We start from the raw sequence: 18,805 nt of genomic DNA, 5'->3' as shown, positions 1-18,805 counted from the left end.
TAGTGATCTCCATTCTGCGCGGCACGGTGGCGAGCACAGGCCTCGACCACGTTGATGTTGTCGTGGGAGGCATCGGCTTTCGTGTCCACGTGACTCCCGCCTGCGCCCAGGCGATGGCGCGGGACCGCGAGATCACGGTTCATACCTCGATGATCGTGCGTGAGGACTCAATGACCCTCTACGGCTTCGAGTCAAGCGACGAACGCGACGTCTTTGCTGCCCTGATGACGGTCTCGGGCATCGGACCCAAGATCGCCCTCGCCGCGCTCGCCGTCCTACGGCCCGACGACCTGCGCCGCGCCGTGCGAGACCAGGACCTGGCGGTGCTGCAGCGCATCCCGGGCGTGGGAAAGAAGTCCGCTCAACGCATGGCGCTGGAGATCGGCGACAAGCTCGGCAGCCCCGCGGCTCTGCCGGGAGCGGGGCCCACTCGTTCCGCGCCGCCCGCCGAGGACGCGGTGGCCGCCGAGGTGCGCGTCGCCCTCGTCGGCTTGGGCTGGTCCGAGACGCAGGCGTGCGCAGCCATCGAGAAGCTGGCGGGAAGCGGACTTGGCGCCTCCGACATGCTCCGCGCCGCGCTTGTCACCCTGGGAGGAAGCCGTGGCTGAAGACAGGAGCGGGGACGTCGACGCCATGCGTATCGTCGCACCCGACGCCGGGGACCTCGAGCGCGCGGCCGAGGCCGCCCTGCGTCCACGGAAACTCTCCGAGTTCGTCGGGCAGCGCGTCGTTCGAGGCCAGCTGCAGCTCGTCCTCGACGCGGCACGTATGCGCTCGGCCACCCCCGATCACGTCCTGTTGGCCGGACCGCCCGGGCTGGGCAAGACCACCCTCGCGATGATCATCGCCGCCGAGATGGGCACGTCGCTGCGCCTGACCTCGGGCCCGGCGATCCAGCACGCGGGAGACCTGGCGGCGATTCTCTCTGGCCTCCAAGAGGGTGACATCCTTTTCATTGATGAGATCCACCGCCTCGCCCGTACGGCCGAGGAAATGCTGTACCTGGCGATGGAGGACTTCCGCGTTGACGTCGTCGTTGGCAAGGGTCCGGGAGCCACGTCGATTCCGCTGACGCTGCCGCCCTTTACGGTGGTGGGAGCCACGACACGCTCGGGTCTCCTTCCCGCCCCTCTGCGCGACCGCTTTGGCTTCACCGCGCACCTGGAGTTCTACGAGACCGACGAGCTGCAATCCGTCGTCACCCGCTCCGCATCGCTGCTCGGATCACCCATCGACGCGCGCGCCGCCCACGAGATCGCGTCGCGTTCGCGCGGCACCCCGCGCATCGCCAATCGCCTCCTGCGCCGCGTCGTCGACTACGCGCAGGTGCACGGCGACGGACAGCTCACGCTCGACGCCGCCCGGGGTGCCCTCGAGCTCTTCGAGGTCGACCCCAGCGGCCTGGACCGCCTCGACCGCGCGGTCCTGGAGGCCGTGTGTCGGCGCTTCGCAGGTGGACCGGTCGGGCTCACGACCCTGTCGGTGACCATCGGGGAGGAGGCGGAGACCGTCGAAACGGTGGCCGAACCCTACCTCGTGCGAGAGGGCTTCCTCGTACGCACCAACCGTGGGCGCATGGCAACCCCGCTCGCGTGGAGCCACCTCGGACTCACGCCGCCCGCCGGGGAGAGCGTGCTCTTCGACTAGCCGAGGCGGCAGCTTCGGTGACAAGCGGCGGTCCGATCGTGCTCGGAGGTGGGATACGCCGCGCCGCGTATTGATCGCTTAGGCTAAAACCCTCCTCGGGCATTAGACTGGCAAGGTGCGCTCACAGCGCCCGACCGTCATCGAAAGTGAATCAGCCTTTATGAACAACTACTTCCTGGTGCTCCTCATTGGCCTCATGGTCGTCTTCATGTGGTGGAGCTCGCGCTCACGCAAGAAGCAAATGGCGCAGATGGAGCAGGAGAAGCGCGACCAGCTCGCAGCCGTCAAGCCCGGTGAGTGGGTCCGTACCCGCGTGGGTTTCTGGGGTCGTTTCGTTGACCTCGACGGCGATATCGTCGTCCTGGAAACCACCGATGGACACGAGATGTACTGGGAGCGGGAGATGATCGCCGAGATCGGCGCGGTTCCGCCGCTCGCCGAGAACGCCGACAACGAGACTCAGGAGAGCGCTGACGTGGAAGAGCCCACGGACGAGGCCGACACCGTCCTGGGGCTCGACGAGTCGGCTCGTGACGGGGCCAGCGCCTCCGAGCCCGACGAGCAGCAGAAGTAACACAAGGCTGAACGGAAAGTAGAACCGTGGCATCACACAAGCGACGCCCAGTGCGCGCGCTCGTGACGCTCATCGTCGCCATCGTGGCGGCGTGCGCGGCACTGGCGATCGGGCACTTCACCAAGGGTGTGTCCCCGTACCCCGACCTCGCCCTTGACCTCAAGGGCGGGACCCAGCTGATCCTGACTCCCACCGTGACAGGGGATGGGCAACGCGAGATCACCGACGACGACATCACGCAGGCGATCTCGATCATCCGTAATCGCATTGACGCCTCGGGCGTGTCCGAGTCCGAGATTTCCTCCTTGGGTAACTCGAACATCATGGTGTCAATCCCCGGCACGCCCTCCCAGGAGCAGCTCGATCTCATTCGCTCCTCCTCTCAGATGAACTTCCGCCCCGTGCTGCGCATCGGCGCGGCGCAGGGCGTCATTCAGAATCAACCCTCCCAGACCGAGGTCGGTCAGTCGGGAACTCAGTCGGGCGAGCAGTCCGGCGCGCAGTCGGGGGAGGACAGCCAGAGCGGATCGTCCTCGAGCGGCGCTGACCACGCCGCCCAGTCGGGCGGCGTCCAATCCACCGCTCTCGATGCTGCCACGGCGATGAGCACGGCCGACACCGATCACGACGGCACCCTGTCTGACACGCCCGTGACGACGCCCGAGAACGGTTCCGACCTGGCGTGGGTCACCGAGCAGGTGATGTACGACTTCTTGACCCTCGATTGCTCGGCTGCAGCGGATGTGAAGCGCGTGGAGGGCCCCTCCGACAAGCCCTACGCCGCATGCGACGACTCCGGCCAGATCAAGTACATTCTGGGACCCGTGGCCGTGCCCGGATCCGACCTCAAGACGGCCAACGCGGGGCTGGCACGCAACTCCAATGGCCAGACGACCGGCCAGTGGGCCGTCTCGCTGCAGTTCAATGAGGCGGGCAAGGAGAAGTTCAAGGAGACCTCGACGATCCTCTACGGCTTCCACGATGCGGATGCCGCGGGTTCGTCCTTCTACCGCGGCCGTCCCGACCGCAACTCCTTCGCCGTCGTCCTGGACGGTACCGTCATCACCGCCCCCTCAATGAACGCCATTATTTCCACCGGGGAAGCGGAAATCACCGGTAACTTCACGGCGAAGTCGGCCTCGGCGCTGGCCAACCAGCTGAGCTTCGGGTCGCTCCCCCTGAACTTCGAGGTCGAGTCCGAGCAGCAGATCTCCGCCACGATTGGTACCGATCACCTCACGATCGGCCTGTGGGCGGCGCTCATCGGCTTCCTCCTCGTCATCGTCTACCTGATCTGGCAGTACCGTGGCCTGGCGGTCATCTCCGCCGGTTCGCTGCTGGTGGCCTCGGCCATCACCTACCTCGTCATCGCGCTCCTGTCGTGGGCGATGGGCTACCGGCTCTCGCTCGCAGGCGTTGCAGGCCTGATCATGGCCATCGGTGTGACGACGGACTCCTTCATCGTCTACTTCGAGCGCGTGCGCGACGAGGTGCGTGACGGACGTCCGCTGAGCGCCGCCGTCGAGGAAGGATGGGACCGCGCCAAGCGCACGATCCTCGTCTCCGACGCCGTCAACCTCGTTGCCGCCGTGGTGCTCTACCTCCTCGCCGTGGGCGGGGTCCAGGGCTTCGCCTTCACGCTGGGCGTCACGACGGTCATCGACATCGCAGTGATCTTCCTGTTCACCCACCCGATGATGGAGCTGCTCATCCGCACGCGCTTCTTCGGTCAGGGCCACAAGCTCTCGGGCCTGGACCCGGAGCACCTGGGCGCTAAGAATGCGCTCGTGTATGCGGGCCGCGGCCGCGTGGTCGCACGCGGAGAATCTGCGGCCGCGCGAGAGACGGAAGAGGCAGCGGAGGGAACCTCGATCGCCGAGCGTCGCCGCGCGGCTCGACTGGCGGCCGAGCAGGCCGAGTCCTCAGCGGGCGCGGCCCAGGACGCCAGCCAGAGCGCGGGGGATGCCGCGACCCAGGAAGAGGAGAACTGACATGATGAGTTTTGCTCAGTGGGGTAACGCCCTGTACTCGGGCGACAAGTCCTACCGCGTTGTTCCCAACCGGAGAATCTTCGTCGGCCTCGCCGCCGCCGTGATCGTCCTCGGCTTTGCGCTGGTGGGCATCATGGGCCTCAATCGCTCGATCGAGTTCACGGGTGGCTCTCAGTTCGACGTGGCGCACGTGAGCGACCAGAGCGAGTCCTTCGCGGCGCGCGCGGTGTCCGACACCGGCCTCGTCGAGGGGGCACCCAAGGTGACGCGCGTCGGGTCGGATTCGGTGCGAATCCAGACGACCTCCCTGGATTCGGGGCAGACCGCCACCATGCGCGAGGCGCTCGCAGGCGCGTACGGCGTTGACGTCTCGCAGGTGCAGTCCTCCTCGATCGGCCCCTCGTGGGGATCCTCCGTGACCACCAAGGCCGCCCAATCACTCGTCATCTTCATGGCGCTGGTCGCCCTCCTGATGACCGCCTACTTCCGGTCGTGGAGGATGGCGGCCTCGGCGCTCCTGGCGCTCCTGCACGACATCGCGGTCACGGTCGGCGTCTTCGCGATTCTGCAGGTGGAGGTCTCTCCGGCCACCGTGATCGGCTTCCTGACGATCCTCGGCTACTCGCTCTACGACACGGTTGTCGTCTTCGACAAGGTGCGCGAGCTGACCGGCGACGTCTACGAGCAAAAGCACTACACGTTCGCGGAGTACGTCAACCTCGCCGTCAACCAGACGATGGTCCGCTCGATCAACACCTCGGTCGTGGCGCTGCTTCCGGTCGGAGCTATCCTCGTGATCGGTTCACTTGCTCTGGGCCCCGGAACCCTCGTGGACATCTCGCTGGCCCTCTTCATCGGTATGATCGCGGGAACCTACTCCTCGATCTTCATCGCCTCCCCGCTGCTCGTGAGCTTCCAGGAGATGTCGAGCAAGACCCGCGAGCACGACGCGGCCGTTGAGCGCGAGCGCGCGGACCGCGCCGCGGGGGAGTCGGCCTCCGACGGCGAGTCCGTGAAGGTCGCCCCCATCAAGCCCGGCAAGCGGCTGGGCAACGACCGGCAACCCCAGAGGAAGAAGAGCCATCGATGATCGGTGAACTTGGCGAGCGCATCGCCACCCTCGTGCAGGACAACATGCTGGAGGTCCCGGACTTTCCAGAACCCGGCGTCCTGTTTCGCGACATTACCGAGCTGTTCGCCAACGGCCCGGCGTTCAAGGAACTCGTCGAACTCATCGGCGCCCGCTACGCGGGCCAGATCGACGCGGTCGGAGGGCTGGAATCGCGTGGCTTCATCCTCGGCGCGCCGGTGGCCGCGGAGCTTGGCCTCGGCATGCTCACGATCCGCAAGGCCGGCAAGCTGCCCGGCCACGTGATCGGGGTCGACTACGCGCTCGAGTACGGCACCGCCCGTATGGAGATCCACCCGGAGTCCGTTCGCCCCGGCCAGCGTGTCCTGATCATCGACGACGTTCTGGCCACGGGTGGAACCGCGCGGGCAGCGGTCGAGCTGCTGCGCCAGTGCGGGGCGTCGGTCGAAGCGGTGGCCGTCCTTCTCGAGCTCGATGCCCTGGGGGGCCGCTCCAAGCTTGTCGACATTCGAGTGGAGACTGCTCTGCACCTGTGAACGCCTGAGAATACGCGCGCCGGCGGGTCCGGGGATCGACGATCCCCGGACCCGCTCTTTCGTGGCTATCATGGGGGAATGAGCAGCGACGACACGACTTCAGGGTCCGCCCTACCGGCGGCTGGTTCCCGGGTACGATCCGGCCTCGTGTGGTTTGGTTCCCGCGGACGTGCCACGATTCCCGAGATCGAGCCGCTCGTACGTGCCCTGCGAGCGAACCACCCGAAGGCGGACATTAGCGTCGTTGAGCGCGCCTATCGCACCGCTGAGTCCCATCATCGCGGCCAGATGCGAAAGTCGGGTGAACCCTACATCACCCATCCTGTCGCGGTGGCAACGATCCTGGCCGAGATGGGAATGACGATTCCGACGCTCGTCGCGGCGCTGCTGCACGATACGGTTGAGGACACCGACTACACGCTCGAGGAGCTGGCAGCCGAGTATGGCGAGCCCATCGCCAACCTCGTTGACGGCGTGACGAAGCTGGACAAGGTGCACTACGGCGCAGCCGCACAGTCGGAGACGCTGCGCAAGATGCTCGTCGCCATGAGCCGCGACATCCGCGTTCTCCTCATCAAGCTGGCCGACCGCCTGCACAACGCCCGTACCTGGCGTTTTGTCCCCGCCGCCTCCGCGCAAAAGAAGGCCCAGGAGACGCTGGAGATTTACGCTCCCTTGGCGCATCGCCTCGGGATGAACATGGTGAAGTGGGAGCTCGAAGAACTCTCCTTCAAAACCCTCTATCCCGAGATCTACGACGAGATCGATCGCCTGGTGGCCGAGAGGGCGCCCCAGCGCGAGGAATACCTGCGCGACGTCATTGATCAGATCGAGGAGGATTTGCGCCGCTCGGGAACGAAAGGCACGGTGAGCGGGCGACCGAAGAGTCACTATTCGATCTATCAGAAGATGATCGTGCGCGGGAAGGCCTTTGATGAGGTCTTCGATCTGGTCGCGGTGCGCGTGCTGGTGGAGTCCATCAAGGACTGCTACGGGGTATTGGGTTCGTTGCACGGGCGCTGGAACACGATTCCGGGGCGCTTCAAGGACTACATTGCGATGCCCAAGTTCAATCTGTACCAGTCTCTGCACACGACGGTCGTCGGTCCGGGTGGCAAGCCCGTTGAGATCCAGATCCGCACCTTCGACATGCACGAGAGGGCCGAGCACGGGGTCGCGGCGCACTGGAAGTACAAGCAGAATCCGAAGGCATCCAGCGGCGATTCGGATCGCATGAGCTCGGACGAGCAGGCGAACTGGCTGCGCGCTCTGGTCGAGATGGAGCGCGAGACGGGCGATCCGGAGGAGTTCCTCGACTCCCTGCGCTACGAGATCGCCGGCGACGAGGTGTATGTGTTCACGCCTAAGGGAGAGGTCATTGTCCTTCCCGCGCGCGCCACGCCCGTCGACTTCGCCTACGCCGTTCACACAGAGGTCGGGCATCGCACCGTCGGAGCGAAGGTCAACGGACGCCTCGTCTCCTTGGACACGAGGCTCGAGTCCGGCGAGACCGTGGAGGTCGTGACGGCAAAGTCGGACAAGGCGGGGCCGTCGCGCGACTGGCTGGCTTTCGTCGCCTCCCCGCGCGCTCGGTCGAAGATCAAGGCGTGGTTTTCCAAGGAACGCCGGGAGGAAGCCGTCGAGGCGGGCAAGGAAGCGCTCGCCCGCGCCATGCGCAAGCAAAACCTGCCCCTGCAGCGCCTCATGAACCACGAATCGATCCTGTCGGTGGCGACCTCCTTCGGCTATCCCGACGTGTCCGGTCTCTACGCCGCCGTCGGCGAGGGCCACATTTCGCCGCAGAACGTCGTGTCGAAGCTCGTGGACAACCTGGGAGGAGGAGACGGCACGGAGGAGACGCTCTCCGAGGGCGTCACGCCGGGATCTGTCAAATCCCGCTCGGGTATCTCGGGCGACGATGCGATCATCGTTGCGGGATTGAGCCCGAACGACATCTGGGTGAAACTGGCCAAGTGCTGCACGCCGGTGCCGGGCGACGACATCGTCGGATTCATCACGCGCGGGCAGGGGGTATCGGTTCACCGCAGCACGTGCGCGAATGCGGTGCGCCTCGGGCAGCTGCAGCCCCAGCGTTTTGTGGACGTGTCGTGGAACGCGCAAAGCACGGGGACGCCGTTCAGGGTGCAGATCGAGATACGCGCGCTCGATCGTGGCGGACTGCTCTCCGATCTCACGCGGGTGCTCTCGGACTATCGCGTCAACATCCTGTCGGCCTCGCTTCACACCAACGGTGACCAGGTTGCCGGCGGTAGGTTCTCCTTTGAACTTGCCGACCTCGGGCATCTCAACGCCGTGCTGTCTGCGCTGCGGCGGGTTGACGGCGTTTTTGAGGCAGTGCGCATCGGCGCGACTCCTCGATGAAACAGGTGGTACAGGATGTGGACAATGGGGAGTGTGTTACATCCATCCCCTTTTTTGGCCATTACTTCACACCGTCTCGTTAGATGTGACACACTAGCTGTGTGTGTCACATCGGCACACCACCGCGCCGGGCGGAAGCCCTCGTCCTAGAAGGAATATCGTGACCACGACGCCGATTCCGAGCAACGAAACCACTCCCGAAGCTGGGGTGCCCGCCGAGGCCGTCATTGCTTCGCCAACGATTCCCGCGTCCGAGGTGCCCGCGCATCCCTTCGCGCGTATCGGCGAGGATGGGACGGTCTACGTCAAGGACGGAGACGAGGAACGTGTTGTCGGCGGTTTTCCGGAGGGCATACCGGCGTCGCCCTACGCCCTGTACGAGCGTCGCTACGCCGACCTTGAAGCCACCATCAAGCTCTTCGAGGATCGCCTGGCGACCCTGAGTCCCAGGGACATCGACCAAACGCTGGCGACGCTGCGCGAGCAGGTCGTTTCCCCGAATGTCATCGGTGACATTCCGGCGCTGCGCAACCGGGTCGAGGCCGTGGCCAAGGCCGCGGAGGAACGCAAGGAGGTGGCGCGCGAGGAACGCAAGGCCGCCAAGGCTCAGGCGCTGGCCGAACGCACGTCCGTTGTCGAGCGGGCGGAGGTCATCGTTGCCCAGGATCCCGCCAAGACACACTGGAAGCAGTCGGGGCAAACCCTGCGCGACCTGCTCGAAGAGTGGAAGACCCTGCAGCGTCGCGGTCCGCGTCTGGAAAAGTCGGTGGAGGACGAGCTGTGGAAGCGCTTCTCCTCGGCCAGGACGCAATTTGATCGCCACCGCCGCCAGTTCTTCTCGCAGCTGGACCAGGCGCAGTCCGAGGCCAAGAGGGTCAAGGAAGCCCTGATCGCCGAGGCCGAGGCCCTGTCCTCGTCGGTGGACTGGGCGCGCACGTCCGGCGCTTACCGCGAGCTAATGACCCGATGGAAGGCAGCCCCGCGCGCGTCCCGCAAGGAGGACGACGCCCTGTGGGCTCGCTTCCGCGCGGCGCAGCAGGTGTTCTTTGACGCGCGCCGCGCCAAGGACGAGGCCACCGACGCCGAGTACCGCGAGAACCTTGCCGCCAAGGAGAAGATCCTTGTCGACGCCGAGGCGATCCTGCCGGTGACTGACGTCGAGCGAGCCAAGGCACAGCTCCGTCAGATTCAGGACCGCTGGGAGGAGGTTGGGCGCGTTCCCTCCTCGGACCTGCACCGCGTCGAGGGGCGTCTGCGCGCTGTCGAGGCAGCCGTGCGTGAGGCCGAGGAAAAGGAATGGCGGCGTACGAACCCGGAGACCCGAGCACGCGCCGCTGGCATGGTCGGCCAGCTCGAGGAACAGATCGCCCAGCTGGAGCGCTCGCTGGCAGAGGCAGAGGCCGCCGGGGATACGAAGAACGCGTCGAGCGTGCGCGAGGCCCTGGAGACAAAGCGCGCCTGGCTCACGCAGATCTCGTCGTCCATGGAGTGACATGCGACTGCACGTGATTCCGTCGCCGTTCTACTCGGCGAATGGGCTTGTGCTCGTCCCGTCTGGGGCGGGCACTGCCCTTGTTGTCGATCCTTCCGCCGGCATCCGTCATCTCATTCGCGAGGTTCTCGAGCACGAGGGCGTGGGAGTCGGCGCGCTTGTGCTCACGCATGCGCACCCCGATCACGTCTGGGATGCCGCGGAGGTTGCCACCTGGGGCCGCGATGGGCACGTTCCCGTCTACCTTCCCGGCCCCGACATGTACCGCATGGACGACCCCGCATCCCACCTGCCCATGCCCACTCCTGACTTCGCGGGGCCGTGGGTCAAGCCGAGCGACCTGCGTGAGATGCCCGCCGACTCCTTCGAGATATGTCCGGGGCTGACGCTGCGGATGCTTCCCGCCCCCGGCCACACGGAAGGATCAGCGCTCTTCCTCGGACACGGAGAACTGGACATTCGCGTGAGCGACCAGTCCTTCTATTCCTCGCACGGCCCGGTCCCGTGGGCGCTCAGCGCCGATGTCCTGTTCAAGGGCAGCGTCGGGCGCACCGATCTGCCGGGTGGAGATGAAACCCAGATGCGGCACTCGCTGCGCACGATTTCCAACGCGCTTGACCCGCGGACGATTCTCATACCGGGGCACGGACCGGCCACGACGCTGGCGGATGAGATTCGCTCCAACCAGTATCTGATTCGCGCCCGCCGCATCGGCTAGCGCGCTCACCGCATCACAGAAGGACGCTTTCATGGCTCGCACCTCACTGTCCGGTTTCCCCGAGTGGCTTCCCGCCGGACGCATCATTGAGACGCACGTTCTGGATGAGCTGCGACGCGTGTTCGAACTCCACGGCTTTGCGGGGATCGAGACGCGGGCGGTCGAGACCCTCGAGCAGCTTCAAGCCAAGGGTGAGACCTCCAAGGAGATCTACGTGCTGGATCGCCTTCAGGCGAGCCGCAACCCGGGCGCCAAGGCCTCCAAGGAACGAGGCATGGGCCTGCACTTCGACCTCACCGTCCCCTTCGCGCGCTACGTCGTGGAGAACGCCAACGATCTCGACTTTCCCTTTAAGCGCTACCAGATTCAGAAGGTCTGGCGCGGAGAACGCCCACAGGAGGGACGCTTCCGCGAATTCACCCAGGCCGACATCGACGTCGTGGGAAACGGTGAGCTACCGTTCCACTTCGAGGTGGACCTGCCGCTGGTGATGGCCGAGGCACTCAACAACTTGCCGATTCCGCCCGTGCGGGTGCTCGTCAATAACCGCAAGGTCGTTCAGGGCGTGTGTGAGTCTCTCGGCGTCACCGACGTGGAGGCCGCCCTGCGGGGGCTGGATAAGATCGACAAGATCGGCCCGGAGGGGGTGGCGAGCGAGCTCGCGGACTCCGGTATTGCGGGCGAGCAGGCGTCCGCGCTTCTGCGGATGGCTCAGATCCGCAGCGCTGACTCCGAGGAGGTACGCTCCAGGCTCGGTGAACTCGGTGTTCGCGGTGACCTCCTCGAGGAGGGACTGGGCGAGCTGATCCGACTTCTGGACACCGCCAATGCCCGCATGCCCGGAACGGTCCTCGCCGACCTCAAGATCGCCCGAGGCCTCGACTACTACACGGGCAGCGTGTACGAGTCGGAAATCGAGGGGCACGAGGATCTCGGCTCGATTTGCTCGGGCGGGCGCTATGATTCGCTCGCCAAGGATGGCAAGCGCACCTACCCGGGTGTCGGCCTGTCCATCGGCGTGTCCAGGCTGGTCTCCCGCATGATCTCAGCCCCCATGGTGCGTTCCTCGCGCAAGGTCCCGACCGCGGTCGTCGTCGCGGTGACCAACGAGGCCCAGCGCGAGCGCTCGGAGGCAATCGCCGCGTCGCTGCGTTCGCGCGGCATCTCGACCGACGTGGCTCCCAGTGCTGCCAAGTTCGGCAAGCAGATTAAGTTTGCCGATAGGCGCGGCATTCCCTACGTGTGGTTTCCCGGCGAGGAGGGGGCACCCGACACGGTCAAGGACATCCGCAGCGGCGAGCAGGTGGAGGCGGATCCCTCGACCTGGACGATCGCCGCCGCCGATGCGCGACCCGCGATTGAGAAGGTGACGGACTGAGTGCCGGGGACGGCGGTTGACGCAGCCCGCGCCCTCGCGGATGCTTTGACAGGCGCGGTCCTGGTCATGGACCCTCATGCCCGGGCGAGCGCCGAGCGAGCGCTCCGGCGCCTCCAGGACGTGGTCCTGCCGCGCCTGGAGGACGCGAATGCGCCGATCCTCATTGTCGTCGGAGGATCGACGGGCTCGGGCAAGTCGACGCTCGTGAACTCCCTGGTGGGGCGAAACGTGAGCCGTGCGGGGGCGGTTCGCCCAACGACGCGCCACCCGGTCCTCGTGTGCTCGCCTCAGGCACGCGCCTGGTTTACCTCGGAGCGGGTCCTGCCGCGCCTGGCCAAGCATGTCGGCGAGGGGGAGAGTCCGGGTGCCGTCACGATCGCGGTGGATGACTTCTGGCGTCCGGGCATCGCCATCCTCGACGCTCCCGACATCGACTCGGTGGAGGAGTCCAATCGTCGCCTCGCGGCCGAGCTCCTCGACGGCGCGGACCTGTGGATCTTCGTTACCAGCGCCGCCCGCTATGCCGATGCGGTCGCCTGGACTCACCTGGAGGAGGCCGCCCGCCGCGGCCTGCGCGTTGCGATCGTCCTCAACCGCGTGCCTGCCGGTGCGCGCGGCGAGATCAGTGCCGATCTGGCGGCGCTCGCCGAGCGTCGGGGGCTGGCCGGTGTTCCCATCATGACGATTGACGAGCAGGAGCTGACGGATGGGCGTCTGCCCATCGAAGCCGTGGTTCCGGTGGGTGCCTTCCTCGAGTCGATTGGCACGGACGCGGACGAGCGCGCCCGGATCGTGCGCCGTTCGCTCGCCGGGGCCGTGTCCTCCTGCCTCGAGGAGGCTCGTGGTGCGCTGGCGCGCTCCCGCGAGGAGCTTGCGGCCTACGCGGGCGCGCTGGAGGGCATCGAGAGAGCCGTGGCCTCGTGCGTGCGAGACGTCGCCGCATCCTCCAGTGACGATCTGTTGCGTGGAGAGATCAGCGCGCGCATCGCGGACGTGCTCGGCTCGTGGGACGTGAGCAGGTCGCTGTCCCGTTTTGTTGCGGGCGTTCGCTCGCGCGTCGTGGACGCCGTGCGGGGGCGGGCCGCCCCCGAAGAACAGGTGCGCCGCGACCTCACGGGCGGCTTGGCGCAGCACCTTGCGGACCAGTATCACCGGGCGTGGCGCGAAGCCTACCGTCTCACCGAGCCCCTGGTGAATTCCTCCCTGCCCGACCCTGACCTTGATCCCGGCGAGGCCGATGCCCTCGGGCGCGCGATCGCGCAGGAATGGGCCGGGGAGGTCACGCAGATCGTCAGGACGCAAGCGGAGTCCTCGCGTGTGACGGGTCGCCTACTGGCCGGAGGAATCAACGTCGTGACGCTCTCCCTGATGGTCAGCGTCTTCGCGATGACGGGAGGCATCACAGGGCTCGAGGTTGGCGTCGCGGGTGCGTCGGCCGCCCTGTCGCAGACCGTCTTGGAGTCCTACTTCGGGGAACGAAACGTGCGTTCCCTCGCGCTCCAGGCGCGCCAGCTCCTGGAGCGCCTGGCGAGGACCTCCATCGAAGGAGTCGTGGCGGTCCTCGTGGAGCGCGTCGATCGATCGGGTGACGCCGTCGTCCTGGAACGCCTGGAGGCTGCCCTCGACAGAGCCGGAGAGGAACTGGCGTGAAGCGGCACGACAACGCGGTCGCGACGGCGGCCTCCCAGCTTGATGAGGTCTGCTCCCTTGCCGCGCGTGACATGGATGACGCGACGCTTGCGCGGGTCCGCGAGCTCATCAACGTGACCTCTGAGCGCGCCGAGTGCGATCCGCAGTGGTGCGTGATCGGCATGCTGGGAGGTACCGGCGCGGGAAAGTCCACTCTCGTCAACGCGCTGTGCGGGGGAGAGGTGGTCCGTGTCGGCGTCCTGCGCCCCACGACGAACGAGGCGTGCGCGGTTCTGCCGCGCGGGCGTGCTCCCGGCCAGCTCCTGCAGTGGCTCGGCGTCTCCGTGCGCGTCGAGGCCCCGGGCGCGCTGCCCGGCGACGTGGTCGTCCTCGACCTGCCGGACATCGATTCGATCAGGGATGAGCACGCCCAGGTGGCGGCACGGCTGGCGGCGCGCGTGGATTGCCTCGTGGTGGTTGTCAACCCGCAAAAGTACGCCGACGCGCGACTGCATGAGGAGTGGCTGGAACGTCTGCGCAGGTCGCACGCCTCGGTCACCGTTGCTCTCACCCACGTCGACACGCTCGACGCCTCCTCCAGGGACGCGATCGTGGCGGATCTGCGACGAATTCTCGACGAGCGCGGCCTGGACGGCGCGCCGATCGTCCCGGTGTGCGCGACGAATGGGCAAGGAGTCGACGCTCTCGCCGCGCACCTGTCGCGGGAGTCACAGCGGGTCACTCGCCAGGCCGCGCGAGCACAGGCCGCCCTGCGCGAGGCAGTCGTGCTCATCAACGACTCGGTGGGCCTTACCGGCCGCATTCGAGGCCTCGACACCGAGGGAATGTCTGAGGAACTGGCCGCTTCCGCCGCACAGCTGACCGGTGCGCCGCTCATCGCCGACGCCGTTGCCGCTTCGACCCGGAGGGCTGGGCGTCGAGCGGGCGGATGGCTTCCCCTGCGATGGGTGGCCCGTCTGGGCGCCGATCCGCTGCGCCGCCTGCACCTGGACGATGAATCACGCTCGCTGGAGGGAACCACGCCGAGCCTGCCGACGCGCTCACCCTCCGATGAGGCGTCATTCGTCAACGCGGTACGCCACGAGGTCGGGCGCCGCGGGCGGGGACGCCCCTCGCGCTGGCGTAGCCACCTCATCGATCGCGCCGTCGAGGGAGCTCGCGGGGTTCCCGCCGCCGCCCACGGGCAGGTCGTCGGCCACGTTCACGTCTCGACCGGGGCGCCGCGGGCTGCCCGGGCTTTCGGCGTGCTGCAGCTTCTTGCATGGGTCGCGTGCGTGGCGGGGATTGCGTGGATTGGCGTGGTCCATGCGGGGCGAGCCGCCCTCGTGGAGATCGGGGTTCCGTTCATTGGGTGGGTTCCCGTTCCCACGGCGCTGGCGCTGGGTGGATGCGCCCTGACCCTCGCGTGCGCGTGGATGAACTCGCTCGCGTGCAGGTGGGTGGCCTCTCGCCGTCGTCGCATTGTCGCCAGGGACCTGACGAGCCTGTGCCGCGAGGAAGTCGAACGCCTCGTCGTGGGACCCGTGCGTGAGGAGGACAACCGGCAGGTGAGGATCGCTTCCTTCATCGCGCGCCTGTCGCGCTGAGTACAGGCAGGCGCGCCGCGTGGCGGCGAGAGTGACGTGGCTGACGACGCGCGCCGTCTGAGGCGCCGTGCGGGTAAGCTAGGCGTAGCGATAAGGCGCTGCCCCTTGTTATGGTGCCCGCGGGATGCGGGAGTTGTTGTTATGGGTGAGGCCGCGCCGAGGAGCCGAGACGGCCCGCCCCCATGGTTTTGCTACCCCGACACCCAACACACAAGGATGACTATGCCTTCCGACGACTACATCGAGCCCCGTGACGCCGAGAACGAGCGCGACACCGCGCAGGTCGACGAGGAACATACCGACAGCGACCAGGCCGAGGAGGGTGTGACCTTCGCCAGCCTCGGATTGCCCGACGAGATTCTCGCGGCAATCACCGACATGGGCTTCCGAGTCCCAACGCCCATTCAGGCAGCCGCGATCCCGCCCCTGCTGGAGCTTCGCGACGTCGTCGGCATCGCCCAGACCGGCACCGGCAAGACCGCAGCATTCGGCCTTCCGCTCCTGGCCATCGTCGATGCCGACGAGCGCGACGTGCAGGCCCTTGTCCTGGCGCCGACGCGTGAGCTCGCCATGCAAAGCGCACAGGCGATCGAGGACTTTGCCGCACGCACCGCCCGCCTCGACGTCGTGCCCGTCTACGGTGGTTCCCCCTACGGTCCTCAGATCGGAGCCCTCAAGCGGGGCGCGCAGGTCGTCGTGGGCACTCCCGGGCGCGTGATCGACCTGATCGAGAAAGGCGCGCTGGACCTGTCGAACGTGCGGATGCTCGTGTTGGACGAGGCCGACGAGATGCTCCGCATGGGTTTCGCGGAGGACGTGGAGACCATCGCCTCGGCCGTCCCCGCACAGCGCCTGACCGCGCTGTTCAGCGCAACGATGCCCGCGGCCATCGAGAAGGTGGCCCGCGAGCACCTGAAGGATCCGGTCAAGGTCGCCGTCTCGACGGAGTCCTCGACGGTGGATACCATTCACCAGACCTACGCGGTCGTCCCCTACAAGCACAAGATCGGTGCCCTGTGCCGAGTCCTGGCCACCCGCGCGCAGCATATCGCCCGCGGCCAGGAGGAAGCCGACGCCGCCATCGTCTTCGTGCGAACGAGGGCGGACGTCGAGGAGGTGTCCCTGGAGCTGTCGGCTCGGGGTTTCCGCGCCGCGGGCATTTCCGGTGACGTTGCCCAAACCGAGCGCGAGCGCATGGTCGAACGCCTCAAGACCGGGGCCCTTGATGTACTCGTGGCCACTGACGTTGCCGCTCGTGGCCTCGACGTGGAACGCATCTCGCTTGTCGTGAACTTCGACGTGCCTCGCGAACCCGAGGCGTACGTGCATCGCATCGGACGGACCGGTCGGGCCGGCCGACAGGGACGCGCCTTGACGTTCTTCACGCCGCGCGAGCACGGCCGTTTGCGCCGGATCGAGAAGCTGACGGGCACGGACATGGAGGAGGTTGCGATTCCGTCGCCCGCCGCCGTCTCAGAGTTTCGCGCGCGGCGTCTCCTGGAGGGCATCGGGGCGCGCATCGAGCGCGGGCGCCTGGACATGTACAGGGGGCTCCTGGCGAAGCTCGGCCAGGAGACGAGCGTCGAGGACATCGCCGCTGCCCTCGTGGCGAGCGCCGTCGGTGACGAGGGACCCGCCCCGCGGGTCGAGAAGGACCGCCGCGGCGCGGGCAAGGTCCGTCGCGAAGAGCGTTTGGACGAGTCCGGTGAGTTCGTCGGAGCGTCTTTCGAAGCCGGACGGGACAAGGACCGCCCGATCAAGGGCGGCGCCGACGGAGCTCGCAGGCGGGCGGGGGGACGCCCCGCGCCCGGGTCGGGCACCCGCTACCGCGTGGAGGTCGGTAAGAAGGATCGAGTCAAGCCGGGTTCCATCGTCGGTGCCATCGCGGGTGAGGGAGGTATCGACGGGCGCGATATCGGCCACATCGAAATCTACCCGACGTTCTCGTTGGTCGATATCACGGCCGACCTCTCCGGTGAGCAGCTGTCGCGCATCTCGAAGGGCTACGTCTCAGGACGCCAGCTGCGCATCCGCGTCGACGAGGGACCTGGCAGGTATCCGCGCGGCGACCGCGATGGCTTCGACCGCGACGCGCGGACGCGAGGGGGCTCTGGGGGGCAACGCGAGGAGCGGCCCGGCGACCGCGGGGACAAACGCCCGCACCGCTTTGAGAAGGGAGACGGATCTCGCCCGCGTCGCAGCGTGCGCTCCGAGCGCTGGGAGAAGGACATCAAGCGCGCTCGGCGCGACCGCGAGGGAGGCTGGGACCGCGAGGGAGGACGCCGCCACTTCGGCAAGCGCCGCTACGACGACTGAGCCTCGCCTTCCGTAGAAGAAGGACGAAGCCGGAGCACCGCAAACACGGTGACGAAGGCGAGGGCGGTGGCGATCACCCAGTAGGGTACGTAAGCCGCCCCGCCGGAGACTCCGGTCGCCGTCCACGCGCTCATCATGACGGACACGGCGGCAAGCTCGAGGGCCGGTCCGGCCGAGTCCCCGACCTGCAGCCACGACGAGACGCGCCCATGCTGACGCTCGGGCGTGACCTCCAGGGCCATGACTGACAGGGGCGCGTGGAGCAGGCCGATACCCAGTCCCATGGCGAGCCATCCGATAAAGGGAATCCACAGGGGAACGGCGTCGACAAGAATAAGTCCGAGCGGGAGGGAGCCGACTGCCATGAGCGCCCCTCCGACGACGGGCAGGGCGCGCCGACGCCTCGGGTCGTGCACGCGCGCCTGGCCGAGCGAACCCACGGCCCAGGTGAGTGACCCAACCGTCACCCACCACCCTGCAAAGGCCTCGTCCCAGCCGTGCACGCGCTGGATGACCAGGGGGATCATCACCTCAAGACCGATGAGCGCCGCCATGGCGCTGAGGCGTGCAAGAACCGCCGAGGGTATGCCCGTGCGCGCGAGGAAGGTTCCGCCAGGCAGCAGCCGGGGAAGCGCCCAGGCGGCAAGGACGGCGCCCGTGAGCAGAACGAGGGCGCGCGCAGCGAGAGAGGGAAGCGCTCCCGCGAGCTGGAGAGCCATGACGCCAACGCCCGCCAAGAGCGCATTGCGTGACAGGGACGCCAGATGGGAGGCCTGGCGTTCCTCCTGGGGGGCAAGGTCGCGCAGCACGAAGGCCACGGGGATGGACCCGGCCGCAATGAGGATGGGAACAACGCCGAAGATGTAGCGCCAGCCCCACAATTGCGTGACGTACCCCGCGATCGCGGGACCGATCAGGGAGGGGAGGACCCACGCGAGGGAGAACCACGCGAAGAACGAAGGGCGGCGAGCGGGAGCGACGAGTCTTCCCACGAGGACGTAGAGCGGGACGACAAGGAGACCGCCGCCGAGGCCCTGGAGGGCGCGCCCCGCGACGAAGACAACGATAGTAGGCGCGAGCGCGCTGACGACCAGGCCCGCGACGAACAGGGCGATGCCCGCAACAAGAACGAAACGCGGGCCCTTCCAGTCGGCCAGTACCCCGGCGACGACCGTTGCGCTCAGCTGGGTTGCCAGGGCCGCGCCCGAGGCGAGCGGGTACCAGGCGGATGCCCGATACGACGCGACGACGCTTGGCATGATCGTCGTGGCGGCCAGCTCCTCGAAGGCGACAAGGGTGATGAGCAGGATCGAGCCGAGCGCCAGGCCAATCTCGATGCGGCTCCATGCCGTAGACGAAAGGGACGAGGATTGCTCGGGCATGAGGCCTATCCTACTCGCGGCAATCGCTGGCGGGCGGACTGCGAGCGTACAATGGCCTCGCCG

At 67.2% G+C, this 18,805-nt stretch carries 14 protein-coding genes; 13 read left to right on the top strand and 1 reads right to left on the bottom strand.

The genetic code is table 11. From position 1 onward, the window contains the following. The first annotated feature begins 2 nt into the window (after nt 1-2). From ruvA to NQK35_RS03645, 13 genes are all read left to right on the top strand, one after another. A complete protein-coding gene (gene ruvA, locus NQK35_RS03705; protein ID WP_009211638.1) occupies nt 3-608 on the top strand; it encodes a Holliday junction branch migration protein RuvA in 606 nt (201 codons plus the stop codon). A 25-nt stretch (nt 609-633) separates the two neighbouring features. Continuing rightward, nucleotides 634-1,647: a Holliday junction branch migration DNA helicase RuvB gene (gene ruvB / locus NQK35_RS03700; protein WP_048741683.1), complete on the top strand. Its 1,014-nt coding sequence runs from the start codon at nt 634-636 to the stop codon at nt 1,645-1,647. Between the two features lie 160 nt (nt 1,648-1,807). Next, entirely contained in the window at nt 1,808-2,221 is a 414-nt protein-coding gene (locus NQK35_RS03695; RefSeq protein WP_009211636.1) for a preprotein translocase subunit YajC, read from the top strand. Nucleotides 2,222-2,247: 26 nt separating this feature from the next. Next, a complete protein-coding gene (gene secD / locus NQK35_RS03690; RefSeq protein ID WP_257114572.1) occupies nt 2,248-4,212 on the top strand; it encodes a protein translocase subunit SecD in 1,965 nt (654 codons plus the stop codon). Nucleotide 4,213: 1 nt separating this feature from the next. Next, a complete protein-coding gene (secF, locus tag NQK35_RS03685) occupies nt 4,214-5,302 on the top strand; it encodes a protein translocase subunit SecF (protein ID WP_048741598.1) in 1,089 nt (362 codons plus the stop codon). After that, nucleotides 5,299-5,838, top strand: coding sequence for an adenine phosphoribosyltransferase (locus NQK35_RS03680; protein ID WP_009211633.1), 540 nt, complete (start codon nt 5,299-5,301; stop codon nt 5,836-5,838). The genes secF and NQK35_RS03680 overlap by 4 nt, the downstream gene beginning before the upstream one ends. Before the next feature lie 78 nt (nt 5,839-5,916). Then, nucleotides 5,917-8,220: a RelA/SpoT family protein gene (locus NQK35_RS03675; RefSeq protein WP_257114571.1), complete on the top strand. Its 2,304-nt coding sequence runs from the start codon at nt 5,917-5,919 to the stop codon at nt 8,218-8,220. Nucleotides 8,221-8,380: 160 nt separating this feature from the next. Further along, nucleotides 8,381-9,712, top strand: coding sequence for a DUF349 domain-containing protein (locus NQK35_RS03670; protein ID WP_009211631.1), 1,332 nt, complete (start codon nt 8,381-8,383; stop codon nt 9,710-9,712). A gap of 1 nt (nt 9,713) precedes the next feature. Beyond that, nucleotides 9,714-10,430, top strand: a complete 717-nt coding sequence (locus NQK35_RS03665) for an MBL fold metallo-hydrolase (RefSeq protein WP_048741593.1) — start codon at nt 9,714-9,716, stop codon at nt 10,428-10,430. A 31-nt stretch (nt 10,431-10,461) separates the two neighbouring features. Then, nucleotides 10,462-11,808, top strand: a complete 1,347-nt coding sequence (gene hisS / locus NQK35_RS03660) for a histidine--tRNA ligase (protein WP_257114570.1) — start codon at nt 10,462-10,464, stop codon at nt 11,806-11,808. Further along, entirely contained in the window at nt 11,809-13,458 is a 1,650-nt protein-coding gene (locus NQK35_RS03655) for a GTPase (RefSeq protein WP_009211628.1), read from the top strand. Then, nucleotides 13,455-15,044 (top strand): GTPase, encoded by a 1,590-nt coding sequence (locus tag NQK35_RS03650; RefSeq protein ID WP_257114569.1) that lies wholly within the window; start codon nt 13,455-13,457, stop codon nt 15,042-15,044. The genes NQK35_RS03655 and NQK35_RS03650 overlap by 4 nt, the downstream gene beginning before the upstream one ends. 222 nt (nt 15,045-15,266) lie before the next feature. Then, on the top strand, nt 15,267-17,360 hold the full coding sequence (locus NQK35_RS03645) for a DEAD/DEAH box helicase (protein WP_257114568.1): 2,094 nt from the start codon (nt 15,267-15,269) through the stop codon (nt 17,358-17,360). Here NQK35_RS03645 and NQK35_RS03640 read toward each other — a convergent pair. Continuing rightward, the gene (locus tag NQK35_RS03640) at nt 17,348-18,742 is read right to left on the bottom strand and encodes an MFS transporter (RefSeq protein WP_257114567.1); all 1,395 of its coding nucleotides are present in this window, start codon (nt 18,740-18,742) and stop codon (nt 17,348-17,350) included. The two genes, NQK35_RS03645 and NQK35_RS03640, sit on opposite strands and share 13 nt — an antisense overlap. Nucleotides 18,743-18,805: the final 63 nt, after the last annotated feature.

Origin of the sequence: Schaalia odontolytica, from assembly GCF_024584435.1 — a bacterium.
Classification (GTDB): Bacteria; Actinomycetota; Actinomycetes; order Actinomycetales; family Actinomycetaceae; genus Pauljensenia.
The sequence above is the reverse complement of the archived record's forward strand: the minus strand, read 5'-3'. Positions and strand labels throughout refer to the sequence as shown.